This window comes from Streptomyces sp. bgisy027 (assembly GCF_057710365.1).
In genome coordinates this window covers 24,133-40,720 of the sequence record NZ_JBYIVZ010000049.1, presented here as the reverse complement: position 1 = coordinate 40,720, position 16,588 = coordinate 24,133, and the positions used below count along the sequence as shown (strand labels likewise).

10 protein-coding genes are annotated in these 16,588 nt (G+C 71.7%); 7 read left to right on the top strand and 3 right to left on the bottom strand.

What is annotated here, in order from left to right; genetic code table 11:
* Position 1: 1 nt before the first annotated feature.
* Complete coding sequence (locus AC3ETA_RS36920) at positions 2-2,233, top strand: bifunctional glycosyltransferase/CDP-glycerol:glycerophosphate glycerophosphotransferase (RefSeq protein WP_432197257.1); 2,232 nt, start codon at positions 2-4, stop codon at positions 2,231-2,233.
* Positions 2,234-2,295: 62 nt separating this feature from the next.
* Positions 2,296-3,885, top strand: a complete 1,590-nt coding sequence (locus tag AC3ETA_RS36915; RefSeq protein ID WP_432197256.1) for a hypothetical protein — start codon at positions 2,296-2,298, stop codon at positions 3,883-3,885.
* A gap of 22 nt (positions 3,886-3,907) precedes the next feature.
* On the opposite strand, the gene AC3ETA_RS36910 is transcribed toward AC3ETA_RS36915, so the two are convergent.
* Positions 3,908-4,321: an organic hydroperoxide resistance protein gene (locus AC3ETA_RS36910; RefSeq protein ID WP_432197255.1), complete on the bottom strand. Its 414-nt coding sequence runs from the start codon at positions 4,319-4,321 to the stop codon at positions 3,908-3,910.
* 121 nt (positions 4,322-4,442) lie between these two features.
* Between AC3ETA_RS36910 and AC3ETA_RS36905 the strand changes: the two genes are divergently transcribed.
* From AC3ETA_RS36905 to galE, 3 genes are all read left to right on the top strand, one after another.
* Entirely contained in the window at positions 4,443-4,919 is a 477-nt protein-coding gene (locus AC3ETA_RS36905) for a MarR family winged helix-turn-helix transcriptional regulator (protein ID WP_432197254.1), read from the top strand.
* 390 nt (positions 4,920-5,309) lie between these two features.
* Positions 5,310-7,124, top strand: a complete 1,815-nt coding sequence (locus AC3ETA_RS36900) for a glycosyltransferase family 2 protein (protein ID WP_432197253.1) — start codon at positions 5,310-5,312, stop codon at positions 7,122-7,124.
* A 17-nt stretch (positions 7,125-7,141) separates the two neighbouring features.
* Positions 7,142-8,122, top strand: a complete 981-nt coding sequence (gene galE / locus AC3ETA_RS36895; RefSeq protein ID WP_432197252.1) for a UDP-glucose 4-epimerase GalE — start codon at positions 7,142-7,144, stop codon at positions 8,120-8,122.
* 167 nt (positions 8,123-8,289) lie between these two features.
* Here galE and AC3ETA_RS36890 read toward each other — a convergent pair whose 3' ends face one another.
* On the bottom strand, positions 8,290-8,916 hold the full coding sequence (locus AC3ETA_RS36890) for a TetR/AcrR family transcriptional regulator (protein ID WP_432197251.1): 627 nt from the start codon (positions 8,914-8,916) through the stop codon (positions 8,290-8,292).
* 207 nt (positions 8,917-9,123) lie between these two features.
* On the opposite strand from AC3ETA_RS36890, the gene AC3ETA_RS36885 reads away from it, so the two are divergent.
* Entirely contained in the window at positions 9,124-10,044 is a 921-nt protein-coding gene (locus AC3ETA_RS36885) for an ABC transporter permease (RefSeq protein ID WP_432197250.1), read from the top strand.
* On the top strand, positions 10,037-10,870 hold the full coding sequence (locus AC3ETA_RS36880; RefSeq protein ID WP_432197249.1) for an ABC transporter ATP-binding protein: 834 nt from the start codon (positions 10,037-10,039) through the stop codon (positions 10,868-10,870). Before AC3ETA_RS36885 ends, AC3ETA_RS36880 begins: the two co-directional genes overlap by 8 nt.
* Positions 10,871-10,949: 79 nt before the next feature.
* Here AC3ETA_RS36880 and AC3ETA_RS36875 read toward each other — a convergent pair whose 3' ends face one another.
* Positions 10,950-15,881: an NAD-glutamate dehydrogenase gene (locus tag AC3ETA_RS36875; protein ID WP_432197248.1), complete on the bottom strand. Its 4,932-nt coding sequence runs from the start codon at positions 15,879-15,881 to the stop codon at positions 10,950-10,952.
* Positions 15,882-16,588: the final 707 nt, after the last annotated feature.

Sequence of the window (16,588 nt, the reverse complement as noted above, 5' to 3'; positions counted from 1 at the left end):
CGTGCCCCGCTTCAGCATCATCGTGCCCGTCTTCAAGGTGCAGGGCTTCCTGCGGGAGTGCCTGGACTCGGTGCTCGGGCAGTCGTACACCGACTTCGAGGTGATCGCGGTCGACGACCGCTCCCCCGACGGCTGCCCGGCCATCCTGGACGGCTACGCCGAGCGCGACGCACGCGTGCGGGTGCTGCACCTGGCGGAGAACGTCGGCCCCGGCCGGGCCCGCAACGCCGGGCTGGCGCAGGCGGGCGGCGACTACGTCCTGTTCCTCGACAGCGACGACCACTACACACCGGGCCTGCTGGAGGCGGTCGCCGCGCGGCTGGACGCGACCGGCGACCCGGACCTCCTGGTCTTCGACCATGTGCGCACGCACTGGTGGGGCCGCGGTGGCCGCAGTGCGTCGGCGGACCTGCTGGCGGCGGCCGGCGCCGGCACGGTCGGCGTGCGGGAGAACCCGGAGTACCTGGGTCTGTTCCTGGTGGCGTGGAACAAGGCGTACCGGCGCGACTTCTTCCTCGGGCACGGGCTGGCGTACGCGCCGGGTCTGTACGAGGACGCGCCCGTCACCTACCGCTCGATGGTGCTGGCCGACCGGGTCGCCTGTCTGGAGCGGATCGGGGTGGAGCACCGGCAGCGCCGGCTGGGCGCGATCACCAGGACGCCGGGGCGGCGGCACTTCGACATCTTCCCGCAGTACGAGTCCCTGTTCGCGTTCCTGCGGCAGCGCCCGGACCTGGCGTGGGCGTGCCCGCCGCTGTTCGAACGGGCCCTGGACCACATGCTGTTCGTGCTGGCCCGCGAGGACCGGGTGCGGCTCGGGCACCGGCCGGACTTCTACCGGGCGATCCGCTCCTTCTACGCCCGGCACGTCCCCGAGGGCTTCGTCCCGCCCGGCGGCACGCGCGGCCGGGAGATGCGGCTGCTGGCCACGGCGCCGTACGAGTCGTTCGCCGCGGCCCGTGTGCTGCGTGAGCTGCGCGAGGCCGTCGCGGACGGCAAGCGGCGGGTGACGCGGGTGGCCGGGCAGCGGGCCGGGCGGGTGCTGTACGCGGCCCGGTCGAGGCGGCCCCTGGATCCGCATCTCGCGGTGTACTCGGCGTTCTCGCACCGGGGTGTGCTGGGCGATCCGGCGGCGATCCACGCGAAGGCCGGCGAGATCGCCCCGCACCTGAGGGGCGTGTGGGTGGTGCGGGAGGACGCGGCGGACACTATGGCGCCCGGCATCGACTTCGTGACGCCGGGCTCGCGGCGCTGTCACGAGGTCATGGCGCGGGCGACGTACTGGGTGAACAACGTCAACTGGCCCGGGACCCTCGCCAAGCGGCCCGGCAGCGTCCACATCCACACCCATCAGGGCACCCCGCTCAAGCACATGGCGGCCGACCTGCTGACCAAGCCCGGTGCCCGGCACGGCTTCGACGTGCCGGAGATGCTGTGGCGCGCCGACCGCTGGGACCACAGCCTGGTGGCCAACCGGCACTCGGAGCTGGTGTGGGAGCGGGCCTGCCCGTGTCACTTCGCGTCGGCGCGGACGGGCAGCCCGCGCAACGACGTGCTGGTGAACGCGGGCGCCGAGGCCGCTGAGGCGGCCCGTGCGCGGCTGGGCGTCCCCGCCGGCCACACCGTCGTGCTGTACGCGCCGACCCGCCGCGACTACCGCCGCGGGGGCCATGTCGACCGGATCGACCTGGCCCGGTTCGCCCGGGACCTCGGCTCCGGCCACACGCTCGTGGTACGGCTGCACCCGGCGCTGGCGAAGGGCATCGCGCGCGGGATGGGCCTGGCCGATCTGCACCGGCGGGGCGTGCTGATCGACGCGACGGACGAGCCGCACGTCGAGGACGTGATGCTCGCGGCCGATGTGCTGGTCACCGACTACTCCGCCCTGATGTTTGACTACGCCAACCTGGACCGGCCGATCGTGATCCACGCCGACGACTGGGGCGCGTACACGGCGAGCCGGGGCACCTACTTCGACATCACGGCCGACGCGCCGGGTCATGTGTCGTGCTCCTACCGGGAGTTGGCGTGGCTGTTCGCCTCCGGGACCTGGCAGGACGCGGAGTCGGCGCGGCTCAGGCGGGGATTCCGGGAGCGGTTCTGCGAGTTCGACGACGGGCTGGCCGCCGAGCGGGTCGTCCGGACGCTGATGCTGGGCGAGGCGATGGCGGGGCCGGCGGCGGGCCGGGTCCCCGGTCCGGCCGGCGCGCGGTCGCTCCTGGACGCCCACTGACGGCCTCACCCGATGAGGTGAAGTGAGGCAATGCCGTTGACCCCGCCGGGAACATACGGCAAATGCCCCGAACCGATACGACCTCCCACGTCGGAAAGGCGGCCGTCGGCACTCTCGTCCGCAGAACGGTGCGCGGTGCCACCGCGCTGCGCGGCGGCCGCGGCCCGCGTCCGACGCCGTACCAGGTCTTCGGCTTTCTGTTCTTCCTGGTGATGCTGCTGGCGTACTGGGCCGTGCCGCTGTGCTGCGACGCGGGCGGGCACGCGGCGGTCGTGGAGCGTCTGAAGGCGGATCTGCTGCATCCGCGGCATCCGATGGCGGACCTGCCGGGCGCGGGCAGCCCGTACTACTCGCCGTACGCCCTCGTGCAGGGTGCCTTCGCCCGGCTGACCGGCCTCGGCGGCTGGGAGGTGGTGCGGCTGGCCGGGGTGCTGAACCTCACGGTGCTGCTGACGGGCCTCGGCCGTTTCGTGCGGGTGCTGACGCCGCGGCCGTGGGCGCCGGTGCTCGCGCTGGGCGCGATGACGCTGCTGTGGGGGACCGAGCGGGCCTGGTGGAGCGGGCACCTCAGCCTGATGGCGATGACCGGCAACCTCGGCTATCCGTCGGCGTTCGCCATCGGGCTCACCTTCTGGGCCTGGGCGTGGACGGGGGCGCGGGCCCGTGGGCAGTGGCCGGTGCGCTACGTCGGGCCGAGCGGTCTGCCGGGGTTCGCCGGGTACGCGGGGCTCGGCGCGCTGTACGGGCTGATCCTGCTGGTCCATCCGATCACCGCGGCGGCCGCGGTGCTGGGCGCGGTGGCGTTCGTCGCGGGGTGGCAGCGGGGATGGGGGCCCGCAGTGCTCGTGCGGTGGGCGGTGACGGCGGGCGTGGCGGTGCTGGTCGCCTGGTCCTGGCCGTACTTCGACGTGTTCGCGCTGGCCGGTGACCACGGCGTGGACCGGATGCACCGGCGGCTGTACGAGGGGCTGCCCGGTCAGTTCTGGCTGGCGCTGCTCGGGCTGCCGGCACTGTGGCTGCGCCGGCGCGCGTCCCGGCGCGATCCGCTGGTGCTGCTGTTCGCGCTGGACTGCCTGTTCGGGGCGTACGGCTGGATCGGCGGCCACCACACGTACGGCGGGATCCTCGGGCTCACGCCGGTGCCGCTGCAGTTCGCCCTCGCGGTGGAGCTGGCGGCGCCCCGGCCCTGGGGCAGGGCGCGCCGGGCGCTGGGCGGGGCGGCGGCGGCCGGGGCCTGTGTCGGGTTCCTGACCGTGCAGGGCGGGGCGGTGGTGCCGCGGGCGCTGGACCCGGTGGGGCTGGAACAGCCCTCGCGCTGGCCGTCGTACGCCTGGGTGGCGCGGCATGTCGGCAAGGGCGAGGTGGTGATCTCCGACGGGCACCACGCCCCGCGCTCGATCCCCGGGTTCGGGCCGGACCTCGCGGCGCCGATCTGGCCCGACCCCGCCCTGGACGAGCGGGACCGGGAGCGCCGGCTCACCGACGTCCGCGCCTACCTCTCCCCCACGTCGACCCGCACCGAGCGCACGGCCGTCGCCCGGCGCTACCACGCGCGCTGGCTGCTGCTGACGCGGTGGAGGCGGGTGCCGGAGGAGGCGGTGGTGGTGGCGTGGAGCCGGGAGACGGGAGAGGTGCTGGCGCGGATCGGGTGAGCTGCGCCGGCCTGGCGGGGTCCTACTCGATGACGAGGTCGACCTCGATGTTGCCTCGGGTGGCGTTGGAGTAGGGGCAGACCTGGTGGGCCTGCTCGACCAGCTTGCGGCCGGTCTCCTCCTCCAGGGTGTCGGGAAGCTCCACGCGCAGCGTCACCTTCAGGCCGAAGCCCTCGCCCTGCTTGCCGATGCCGACCTCGGCGGTGACGGCGGCGTCGGTGACGTCGACCTTGGCCTGGCGGCCGACGAGACCGAGCGCGCTGCCGAAGCAGGCGGCGTAACCGGCGGCGAACAGCTGCTCCGGGTTGGTGCCCTCCCCGTTGCCGCCCAGCTCCACCGGCGGGGCCAGCTTGAGGTCGATCCTGCCGTCGTTGGAGACGGCGCGACCGTCACGGCCGTGGGTGGCGGTGGCGACAGCGGTGTAGAGCGCGTCCATGGGAACCATCCCTCTCGATTCGTGGTCCGGCGGCTCTGTTGGCGGCCGCCGGACGACCACAAGTAGAGCACACAATTCAATTGCCCACAACTAAATGACGGGCAGGGGCTACCCTGGAGGCATGACGACCACGCCCACGGCGGACTGGCTCCGCCTCGACCAGCAGATCTGCTTCTCCCTGAACGCCGCCTCGCGCGCCTTCGGCGGCGTCTACCGCGTGGTCCTGAAGGATCTGGGGCTCACGTACCCGCAGTACCTGGTGATGCTGGTGCTCTGGGAGCACGGTGACCTGCCCGTGAAGAAGCTCGGCGAGCATCTGCGCCTGGACTCCGGCACGCTGTCGCCGCTGCTCAAGCGGCTGGAGACGGCCGGCTTGGTGCGCCGGGAGCGCAGTGCCCGCGACGAGCGCTCGGTGGAGGTGCGGCTCACCGATGAGGGCGGCGCGCTGCGCGAGCGGGCGGTGCAGGTGCCGCGCCGGATCGCCGCGGCCACGGGCTTCGACAAGGACGCGATCGGCGAGCTGCGGGAGCGGCTGGACCAGCTCACCGTGGCGCTGGACGCGGCCGCCCTGGAGGAGGCACAGGGGCAGGACGCCTGACCGCCCCGGCCGTGACCGGTACCGCCGGGACGTCCGGGCGGCACCGGTCGCAGAGCCGTAGCGGACCCTCGGGCTGCCCGCCGCAGCGGCGGTGGCCGGAACCGCTCCCCCACGACGTCGAGCCTGAGACGCTCCGTCGGATTGCGGGGTGCCAGGGCGAGTTCAGAATCCGTTTTTTGCTATTAGCTGATGTTTATTGGTTTTTGACGGCGTATCGCCGCAGATCTGGCGTTCACCCGGCCTACGATCCCGATGAGGCACCCTTCGTGCCCCGAACTGCCGACGCCCGCGAGTGAACCGGAGCCCGGATGCCGCCGTCTTCCGGCTCGGGCCACGAGCCCCTGCCGGGGGGCGGCAACCCACCCTTCCTACGACTCCGGAACGTGGCCCATGGACCCTCACGCCCCGCACACCGCGGCCGTGGCGCGGGTCGGCGTCGTGGTCATCGGCCACGACGACGCCGCGCACGTGACGGCCGCCGTGCGCTCGGCGCTGGCCCAGGGGCCCGTCGTCGGTGAGGTCGTCGCCGTGGACGACTGCTCGACGGACGACAGCGCGGAACTGCTCACGCGCCTCGCCGCGAGCGAACCGCGGGTGCGGGTGGTACGGCGCCGGGTCAACAGCGGCGGCTGCGGCAGCCCGCGCAACACCGGGCTGGACAGGGTGACCTCGCCGTATGTGATGTTCCTGGACAGCGGCGACGTACTGCCGCCGGGCGCTGCCGACGCGCTGCTCAGGGCGGCGACGGACGCAGGGGCAGAGGTGGCGGGTGGGTTGTGCGTGCTGCGGGAGGTGCCGGAGGAGGGGCGGTCGGCACCCGAGGAGTTCAAGGAACCGGCCAAGGAGCGGTCGGCGCCCGAGGAGTTCGAGGAACCGGCGAAGGAGCGGTCGGCACCCGAGGGGTGCGACGGGCCGGAGGCGGGGCGCAGGGCGAGGGGGCGTGAGGTGCCCTGGGAGGCCGCCCTCTATGCCACGCGCGCGGTGTACGAGAGCCCGGCGCAGCGCCCGCGTCTCGTCCACGACACCCTCTGCGTCAACAAGCTCTACCGCACCGACTTCCTGCGCGACCACGGCATCCGCTTCCCCGAGGGCCGCTTCCGCTACGGGGACTTCGTCTTCGGCGCGCGCGTACTGGCCGCCGGTCCGCGCATCGCCCTCGTCCCGAACCGGGTGTACGTCCGCCACGTACGCGGCTGCGCCGACCGGCTGCCGGACTCCCCGGACCGGGCCGGCATCGCCGACTGGCGGGCGCGCACGGAGGCGAGCCGGGCGGCGTACGAGATCCTGCTGGCCGCCGGGCGCAAAGAGCTCGCGCGCGAGGCGCGGGCGAAGTTCCTCGACCACGAGCTGCGGATGTACGCGTGCGAGCTGGAGTCGCACGACGTGCACCACCGGCGCGCGTGGTGGACGCTCACGCGGGCGTATCTCGCGGAGTACGACGCCTCCGACTGGGAGCACCGCCCCACCGCGCCCGGCTGCCTCGTCGGCCGGGTCGTCCTGGCCTCCCCCGAGCCCCGCGACCTGCCCCGCATCCGGGCCCTGGCCTCCCGCCCAGCCAGGCTGCTCCCGCCCTACGCGCACACCCCCGACGGCACCCCCGCCTGGTCGGCCGACCTCCCCCGGATCACCCTCGACCCCCTGCTGACCCGCCCCGTCCGCTTCCTCCCCCTCACCGTCGACGCCGAACTGCGGCCACGCGCGCGTACCGCCCTCCTGCGACTGCGCCTGCACGAGCTGTACGGCCGGGTGGCACAGGCGGGGCCGGAAGCAGTGGAGGTGGAGTGGCGGTGCCGGGCGACGGGGCGGGCGGTGGGGCCGCGTACGACGGTGGGGCTCACGGCGCAGGCCGGCGGGCGCAGGAGCGCGGGCGTCTTCTGGACGGCGGAGGTGACACTCCGGTGGGCCGCGTTCGCCTTCCGCCGGATGCCCGCCGGCGGGGTGCGCGCATGGGATCTGCGGCTGCGGGTGCGCTTCCGGGGCGGGGCGTACCGGGATGTCACGGCGCAGGTGCGCGCGGGCGCCGAGCTGCCGCGCCGGTGCGCCGTGGTGGGCGCCCGGTACGCCGTCGTACTCATGGAGCCGTACAGCACACGCTCCGGGGCGCTCGCGCTACGCGTGGCCTCCGGCTCACGGGGAGTCATGTCAGTTGTCCGTGACGGACTCCGCCGCCTGCTTCACTGTCACTCACGACCACAGGCCCACTGACGAGGGGACGGCCGCACATGTCCTGGCTGATCACCGGCGGCGCCGGTTACATCGGAGCGCACGTCGTACGGGCGATGACCGAGGCGGGCGAGCGCGCCGTGGTCTACGACGACCTGTCCACCGGCATCGCCGACCGTGTGCCCGACAGCGTCCCGCTGGTCGTCGGCTCGACCCTGGACCGTGAGCGCGTCGCCCGCGCGATCGCGGCCCACCGCATCACCGGTGTCGTCCACCTCGCGGCGAAGAAGCAGGTCGGCGAGTCGGTCGATCTGCCACTGCTCTACTACCGGGAGAACGTCGAGGGCCTGCGGGTGCTCCTGGAGGCCGTGACGGCGGCCGACGTGCGGTCCTTCGTCTTCTCCTCCTCGGCGGCGGTGTACGGCATGCCTGACGTCGACCTGGTGACGGAGGAGACGCCGTGCGCGCCGATGTCGCCGTACGGAGAGACCAAGCTGGCGGGTGAGTGGCTGGTGCGGGCGACCGGCAAGGCAACGGGCCTGGCCACGGCGTCGCTCCGCTACTTCAACGTGGCTGGCGCGGCCACCCCCGAGCTCGCCGACACCGGCGTCTTCAACCTCGTCCCGATGGTCTTCGAGAAGCTGACGGAGAACGCGCCCCCGCGCATCTTCGGCGACGACTACCCGACCCCCGACGGCACCTGCATCCGCGACTACATCCACGTGGTCGACCTGGCGGAGGCCCATGTCGCCGCCGCCCGCGCCCTCCAGGACTCGCCGGGCCACGACCTCACCCTCAACATCGGCCGCGGCGAGGGCGTTTCGGTGCGCGAGATGATCGACCGCATCAACGCCGTCACCGGCTACGACCGCCCGCCCACCGTCACCCCGCGCCGCCCCGGCGACCCGGCGCGCGTCGTCGCCTCGGCCGACCGCATCGCCACCGAGCTGGACTGGAAGGCCAAGCACGACGTCCAGGACATGATCGCGTCGGCATGGGCGGGCTGGGTACGCCGGCACCCGGACGCGGCCCGCGACTGACCCGACCTCACCGGCACCTCTCCATCAGCGGCAACGTCGGCCGCGCCGCCCCCACAGCGGGGGTCCACCCGCGGCCGACCCGCCCCACGGCGGTCCGCCGTCGCGGTCACCGCCCGCGGTGACGCCGCCTCGCCCGGCGGGCGGGCGGGGCGCTGCGCGCGGCCGGTTCACAGCGCCTTGAGGGCGTGCGCGGTGGCGCGGGACAGGGCGTCCAGATAGCCCTTGGGCACCTTGGGGCTGCGGATCACGACGGAACGCCAGTACAGCGGGCCGGAGATCAGATCCAGGGCCAGCTCCTCGTCGATGCCGGGGCGCACCTCGCCGCGCTTCTCCGCGGCCATCACGATGCCGCTGGCCACGCTCGCCTGCCCGTCCCGCAGTGCCTTCTGCACGGCCTGCGCGATCTCGGGACTGCGGGCCGCCTCGGCCTGGAGGTCCGGGAGGATCTGCGAGGCCAGGGGGTGCCGCAGGGCGCGCGCGGTCACCTCGTACAGCAGCCGCAGATCGCCCTGAAGGGAGCCGGTGTCCGGGACCGGCAGTCCCATCACGGCCACCGCGGACACCACGTCGAGCACCAGGTGCAGCTTGGAACGCCAGCGCCGGTACACCGCGGTCTTGCCGACGCCCGCCCGGCGCGCGATGCCCTCGATCGACATGCGCGCGTAGCCGACGGCCGCCAGTTCCTCGAAGACCGCCGCCCGGATGGCCTCGGTCACGTCCTCCCGGAGGACGGCCGCCCCGGCGGGGGCCCGGCGGCGCGCAGGCGTCTTGGGCTGGTCGGCGTTGGTCGTCATGCGAACAGCATAGGGCGTTACGACGATACGGTCCCGTCCCCACGTTGCCGTAACCTCGCTCACGCGACGACGAAACGGTTGCGTTCCGACGCCCACTCGCCCTACGCTCACGTTGCGACGATACGGTCCCGTCCCGACGTAAGAAAACGTGAAGAGTCACGTAAGAGAACGTCACCGCCCCCCTCCCCACGAGCGAAAGCAGCGGATGTGAGCCAGGTCCTCGACACGCCGCCCCCGACGACACCCGCCCCGGCCCCGCCCGACCTCGCGGCGCTCGCCGCCCGGCACGGTCTCACGGTCAGCGGTGCCCGCCCCTCCCTGCCCGAGTACGTCCGGCAGCTGTGGGCCCGCCGCCACTTCATCGGCGCCTTCGCCACCGCCAAGCTCACCGCCCAGTACAGCCAGGCGAAACTCGGCCAGGTCTGGCAGGTGATGACGCCGTTGCTGAACGCGGCGGTGTACTACTTCATCTTCGGCGAGCTGCTGAACACCAGCCGCGGCGTGGCCGACTACATCCCGTTCCTGGTGACCGGGGTGTTCGTCTGGACGTTCACCCAGAGCTCGATCATGACGGGCACCCGCGCGATCTCCGGGAACCTGGGCCTGGTCCGCGCCCTGCACTTCCCGCGGGCCGCGCTGCCGATCTCCTTCGCGCTGCAGCAGCTCCAGCAACTGCTGTTCTCGATGGCCGCCCTGTTCGTCATCCTGCTCTGCTTCGGCATTCCGGTCGCCGCGTCCTGGCTGCTGGTGCTCCCGGCGCTGTTCCTCCAGTTCACCTTCAACGCGGGCGTCGCGATGGTCATGGCACGCATGGGCGCCAAGACCCCGGACATCGCGCAGCTGATGCCGTTCGTGCTGCGCACCTGGATGTACGCCTCCGGCGTGATGTTCAGCATCAGCCACGTCACGAGCGGTCACAAGGGCCTGCCGTCGTGGGTGCCCGAGCTCCTCCAGGTCAACCCGGCCGCCGTCTACATCGACCTGATGCGCTTCGCGCTCATCGACAGCTTCCACGCGAGCCAGCTCCCGCCGCACGTGTGGGCCGTCGCGACGGGCTGGGCCCTGCTGGCCGGCGTCGGCGGCTTCATCTACTTCTGGAAGGCTGAGGAGAGGTACGGCCGTGGCTGAGAACCCGAGCGACAACATCCCCACCGTCATCGCCGACGGCGTCGACATCGTCTACCGCGTCAACGGCACCGGCGCCGGCCGCGGCTCCGCCACCGCCGCCCTCAACCGCATCCTGCGCCGGGGGCAGGCCGAGAAGGCGGCGGGCGTGCGCAAGGTGCACGCGGTCAAGAAGGTCTCCTTCGTGGCGTACCGGGGCGAGGCCATCGGCCTCATCGGCACCAACGGCTCCGGCAAGTCGACGCTGCTCAAGGCGGTCGCGGGTCTGCTCCCGGTGGAGAACGGCCACATCTACACCGACGGCCAGCCCTCCCTGCTGGGTGTGAACGCGGCCCTGATGAACGACCTCACGGGCGAGCGCAACGTCCACCTCGGCGGCCTCGCGATGGGCATGTCCCGCGAGCAGGTCAAGGACCGGTACCAGGAGATCGTCGACTTCTCCGGCATCAACGAGAAGGGCGACTTCATCACCCTTCCCATGCGCACGTACTCCTCCGGCATGGCGGCCCGGCTGCGCTTCTCCATCGCCGCCGCCAAGGACCACGACGTCCTGCTGATCGACGAGGCGCTGGCGACCGGCGACCGCTCCTTCCAGAAGCGCTCCGAGGCCAGGATCCGCGAACTGCGCAAGCATGCCGGCACGGTGTTCCTGGTCAGCCACAACAACAAGTCGATCCGCGACACCTGCGACCGCGTCCTGTGGCTGGAGCGCGGCGAACTGCGCATGGACGGGCCGACGGACGAGGTACTGAAGGAGTACGAGGCGTTCACGGGCGACAAGGCGGCCAAGCCCAAGCCCAAGCCCAAGCCGGCGCCGGTCTCCTCGTAGGACATCCCCGTACGTGAGGGCGCCCGGGCTGTGACAGCCCGGGGCGCCCTCACGCGTACGCCTTACGGCGTCACACCGCTCACGTGTGCGTCCGCAGCAGCGTCCTCATCGTGCGCATCGCCACCGACAGGTTGGCCAGGTCGAACTCGTCCGACCCGCGGATCTCCTCCAGGGTCGTGCGCGCCCGGCCGAGGATCGCGCCGTTCTTCTTCTCCCACGAGGTGAAGCGCTGCTCGGGCGTCGCGGCGCCGTTGCCGGCGGCCAGGACGTCCGAGGTCAGAGCCGCGTGGGCGGCGTAGAGGTCCTCGCGGATGGAGGCGCGGGCCATGGACTGCCAGCGGTCCGTACGCGGCAGCTCGATGATGCGGTCCATGAGCTGCGTGATGTTCAGCCGGTCGGCGAGGTCGTAGTAGACCTCCGCGACGTCCATCGGGTCCTTGCCCATGCGGTCGGCCACCGAGACGATGTCGAGCGTCGGGAAGGCGGAGGAGAACCCGGCGACCCGCGTGGCGAGTTCGACGGGGACTCCGGACTCGGTCAGCTCGTCGTGGATCCGCTGGTACCACTCCGAATCCTCGCCGCGCAGCAGCTTCGGCAGCTGCGACCACACCTGCTCCACCCGCTCGCCGAAGAAGTCGACCGTGTCGGCGAGCTGGAGCGGCTGCGGCCGGTTGTTGAGCAGCCAGCGCGTACCGCGCTCGACGAGCCGGCGCGAGTGCAGCCTGATCCGGGTCTGGACGGCGGCCTCGACCTTGTTGTCGAGCGCCTCGACCGCGTCCCACACCTCCGCCGAGCGGAAGATCGCGCGGGCCACGGTCTGCGCCCGGACGATCTCCTCCAGCGAGGCACCCGTCTCCTCGCGCAGCCGGTGCAGATACGTCGTACCGCCCGTGTTGACCGTGTCGTTGACCAGCACGGTCATGGTGATCTCACGGCGCAGCGGGTGGCTGACGAGGTGCTCCGGGAACTGCTCGCGCAGCTCGGTCGGGAAGTACGCGTGCAGCAGCGTGCTCAGGTACGGGTCGTCCGGCAGCGTGGTGTGCAGCAGCTCCTCGGCGACCGTGATCTTCGTGTACGCCATCAGGACGGCCGTCTCCGGGCCGGTCAGGCCGTGGTCGGCGGTCAGGCGTTCGCGGATCTGGCGGTCGGTGGGCAGGAACTCCAGCGCCCGGTCCAGGTGCCCCTCCCTGACCAGGTGCTTCATGAAGCGCTGCTGGGCGTGGAGCATGGCGCCGGACTGGGCGAGGGCGTTGGCGATCGCCGTGTTCTGCGCGTAGTTGTTGCGCAGGACGAGTCGGCCGACCTCGTCGGTCATCCCGGCGAGCAGCTTGTTGCGCTGCTTGACGGTCATGTCGCCCTCGGCGACCAGGCCGTTGAGCAGGATCTTGATGTTCACCTCGTGGTCGGAGGTGTCCACGCCCGCGCTGTTGTCGATGGCGTCGGTGTTGATCTTGCCGCCGTGCCGCGCGAACTCGATCCGGCCCAGCTGGGTCAGACCGAGGTTGCCGCCCTCGCCGACGACCTTGACCCTGAGGTCGGCGCCGTCGACGCGGATGGCGTCGTTGGCCTTGTCGCCGACGTCGGCGTGGGTCTCGGTGCTCGCCTTGACGTACGTACCGATGCCGCCGTTCCACAGCAGGTCCACCGGCGACTGGAGGATGGCCTTCATCAGCTCGGCCGGGGTCATCTTGGCGACCTTGCCCTCGATGCCCAGGGCCTCGCGGATGTGCGCGTTGACCGGGATGGCCTTGGCGCTGCGCGGGAAGACACCGCCACCGGCCGAGATCAGCTCGGTGTCGTAGTCCTCCCAGCTGGAGCGGGGCAGCTCGAAGACGCGGCGGCGCTCGGCGTGGGAGGTGGCCGCGTCCGGGTTCGGGTCGATGAAGATGTGCCGGTGGTCGAAGGCGGCGACCAGCCGGATGTGCTCGCTGAGCAGCATGCCGTTGCCGAACACGTCACCGGACATGTCGCCGATGCCGACGACCGTGAAGTCCTCGGTCTGCGTGTCCACGCCCAGCTCCCGGAAGTGCCGCTTGACGGACTCCCAGGCGCCGCGGGCGGTGATGCCCATGCCCTTGTGGTCGTAGCCGGCCGAGCCGCCCGAGGCGAACGCGTCCCCGAGCCAGAAGTTGTACTGCTCGGCGACCCCGTTGGCGATGTCGGAGAAGGTCGCGGTGCCCTTGTCGGCGGCGACGACGAGGTAGGTGTCGTCCTCGTCGTGCCGTACGACGTCGGCGGGCGGCACGACGTCGCCGGCCACCATGTTGTCGGTGATGTCGAGCAGCGCCGAGATGAACGTCTTGTAGCTCGCCACGCCCTCGGCCAGCCACGCGTCCCGGTCCACGGACGGGTCCGGGAGCTGCTTGGCGACGAAGCCGCCCTTGGCGCCGACCGGCACGATGACGGTGTTCTTCACCATCTGCGCCTTGACCAGGCCGAGGATCTCGGTGCGGAAGTCCTCACGCCGGTCGGACCAGCGCAGACCGCCGCGCGCGACCTTGCCGAAGCGCAGGTGCACGCCCTCGACGCGCGGCGAGTAGACCCAGATCTCGAACGCCGGGCGCGGCGCGGGCAGGTCGGGGATGGCCTGCGGGTCGAACTTCATGGAGACGTAGTCGTGCGGGTGACCCCCCGCGGCCTCCTGGAAGAAGTTCGTCCGCAGCGTCGCCTTGATCACGGTGAGGAAGGACCGCAGGATCCGGTCCTCGTCGAGGCTCGCCACCTGGTCGAGCGCCGCGTCGACCTCTTCGAGCAGCGCGTCGACGATCTCGTGGCCCGCGCGCTGGCGGTCCGGCGACATCCGCGCCTCGAACAGGGAGACGAGCAGCCGGGTGGTGTGGACATTGTTTCGGAGGGTGTCCTCCATGTAGTCCTGGCTGAAGGTGGAGCCGGCCTGACGCAGGTACTTCGCGTACGCCCGCAGCACCATCGCCTGCCGCCAGGTGAGCCCGGCGCCCAGCACGAGGGCGTTGAAGCCGTCGTTCTCCGCCTTGCCGGTCCAGGTGGCGGCGAACGCCTCCGAGAACCGCTCGCGCGCGTCGTCGCCGAGGTACTCGCCGCCGGCCTGCGGGGCCATGCGCAGCCCGAAGTCGTAGATCCAGGCGACGCTGCGGTCGGAGCAGCGCAGTTCGTAGGGACGCTCGTCGACGACCTCGACGCCGAGCCGGGTGAGGACCGGCAGGACGGCGGACAGGGAGACGGCCGCGCCCTTGCGGTAGATCTTGAAACGGCGCTCCTCGGGGGCGGCGCCGACCGGCTCGTACAGGCTCAGCGAGAAGGTGTTCTCCTCGGTGAGCTGCTCGATGTGGACGAGGTCGGAGACCGCCGCGCGCGGGGAGTGGTCGGCCTTGTAACCCTCGGGGAAGGCGTTGGAGTAGCGGCGCAGCAGCTCGGCGGCGCGCTCCTCGCCGAGTTCGCCGTTCAGCGCGTCGGCGAAACCGTCGGCCCAGGACCGCGCGGCCTCGACCAGGCGGGCCTCGATGCGCTCCTTGTCGGCGTCGGACAGCTGCGGCAGCTCGGTGCCCTGCGGGACGCGGACGACGAAGTGCAGCCGGGAGAGGATCGACTCGGTGTTCCAGGCGGTGAAGTCGACGCTGGTGCCGTCGAGCTCCTCCTTGAGGATGTCGATGATCCGCAGGCGCACGCCGGTGGTGTAGCGGTCGCGGGGCAGGTAGACGAGGGCCGAGTAGTAGCGGCCGTACTCGTCCTGGCGCAGGTACAGCCGCAGCCGGCGGCGCTCCTGGAGGTAGAGGACGGAGGTCGCGATCTGCTGGAGCTCGGCGACGGGGGTCTGGAAGAGCTCGTCGCGCGGGTACGTCTCCAGGATCTGGAGCAGGTCGCGGCCGTCGTGGCTGTTGGGCGAGAAGCCGGAGACCTGGAGCACCTCGTCCACCTTGCGGCGGATCACGGGGACGCGGCGGACGGACTCGGTGTAGGCGGCCGAGGAGAACAGACCCAGGAAGCGGCGCTCGCCGACGACCTCGCCGTTCTCGTTGAACTTCTTCACCCCGACGTAGTCGAGGTACGACGGCCGGTGCACGGTCGCCCGGCTGTTGGCCTTGGTGAGGATGAGGAGCTTGTGCTCGCGGGCCTTGGCGCGGGCGTCGGCGGGCAGCCGCTCGAAGGACGGGCTGACCGGGTGGCTGTCGGTCTCGGAGTGGTGCGGGTCGGAGCGCAGGATGCCGAGGCCGGTGCCCGGCACGGCGGCCAGCGAGTCGTCCTCGCGCAGCTCGTACTCGCGGAAGCCGAGGAAGGTGAAGTGGTCGTCGGCCAGCCAGCGCAGCAGCTCGCGGGCCTCCTCGAACTCCTGCTCACGGAGGTCGGAGTGGGGCTCCCGCGGCAGTTCGTCGGCCATCCGCAGGGCCAGGTCCCGCATCTTGCTCCAGTCCTCGACGGCCTCACGGACGTCGGACAGGACGCGCAGCAGGTCCGAGGTGATCTGCTTCAGGTCGCCGCGGTCGGTCTCGCGGTCGATCTCTACGTGGATCCAGGACTCGGTGTGGGTGTCGTGCGGCGGCTCGCCGGCGGGCGGCGTGGGCAGCACCTCGATGAGCTTGCCGGTGACGTCGCGGCGGACGAAGACCTGGGGGTGGATGACCACATGGATCCCCCGCCCCTGCCGCGTCAGCTCGTTGGTGACGGAGTCGACGAGGAAGGGCATGTCGTCGGTGACGACCTCGACGACGGAATGGCTGCACATCCAGCCGTTCTCTTCGACGGTGGGCGTGTGCACCCGCACGTTGGCCGTGCCCTGAGGGCGGTTCTCGGCCAGCCGGTAGTGCGAGAAAGCGGCTCCGAAGACGTCGACCGGGTCGCGGTCGCTGAGGTCCTCGGGGGCGGTGTGCAGGTAGTAGCGCTGGAGGAACGAGAGCACGGTGTCGTGGTCCGGGGTGCCGGGGCTGCTCTCGTCCGTGGTCCCAGTCGGTAGGTACCCCCCGACCGGGCTGTTCTCAGCTACCCGGGCGGCCCTCTCGAGCAGCTCGGCCTTGGCTTCGTCCAGCTTGGTCTGCATTGTCCTCTGGCTCCTGTCGCGCGCCGTTGCGTGACGTTGAAGGAAGTACGGTCTCTTCCCCTCCGGTGTAACGCCGCGACGCGGGGTGTCCGGTCTGCTTCGACGCTATGCCGCGAGGTGAGATGAGCGGGGGTATATGAGCCAATCTTGAGCTGCCCCCGGGGTGTGACGCTGCTCTCCGCGACGCCCTGACCCGGGGTGTACATGGCTTACCGGGAGCCCTCTCGGCTCCCTCCCGCCCGCGAGGACCAGCGACTGCCGCCCGGTCACGGATGTCGTCCGTGGTCGCCGGGCGCAGGGCAGGGGCAACGGTGCCCCCGCGAGCTATCGCGCTGATCACGCCACTAAGGCTATCGCTCCTTACAGGGCCTCCGTCATGAGCCGTATGTGTACAAAACCAGGGGGAGAACTTTGACGTTCTGCACAGGGGCAAACAGTGCGGGGTGGGCGTAACTGGCGGGGTCGGACAGCACGGGGGAGGCTGAGATGTAGGGCCGGGACGACGACCGCACCCCGGAACCGGGCGGGAATCACGCCATCCGGACCCGAGCGGTGTCTGAAAACAGACGTCACCCGGAGACGGTCGGGAGACGTCACGGAGACGGTCGGGAGATGGTCGGGAGACGTCACGGAGATCGTCGGGCGGAGCCCCTCGGGGTGCGCGGCGGTACGTGCGGGCAGGCGGTGCGTGCGGGCAGGCGGAACGG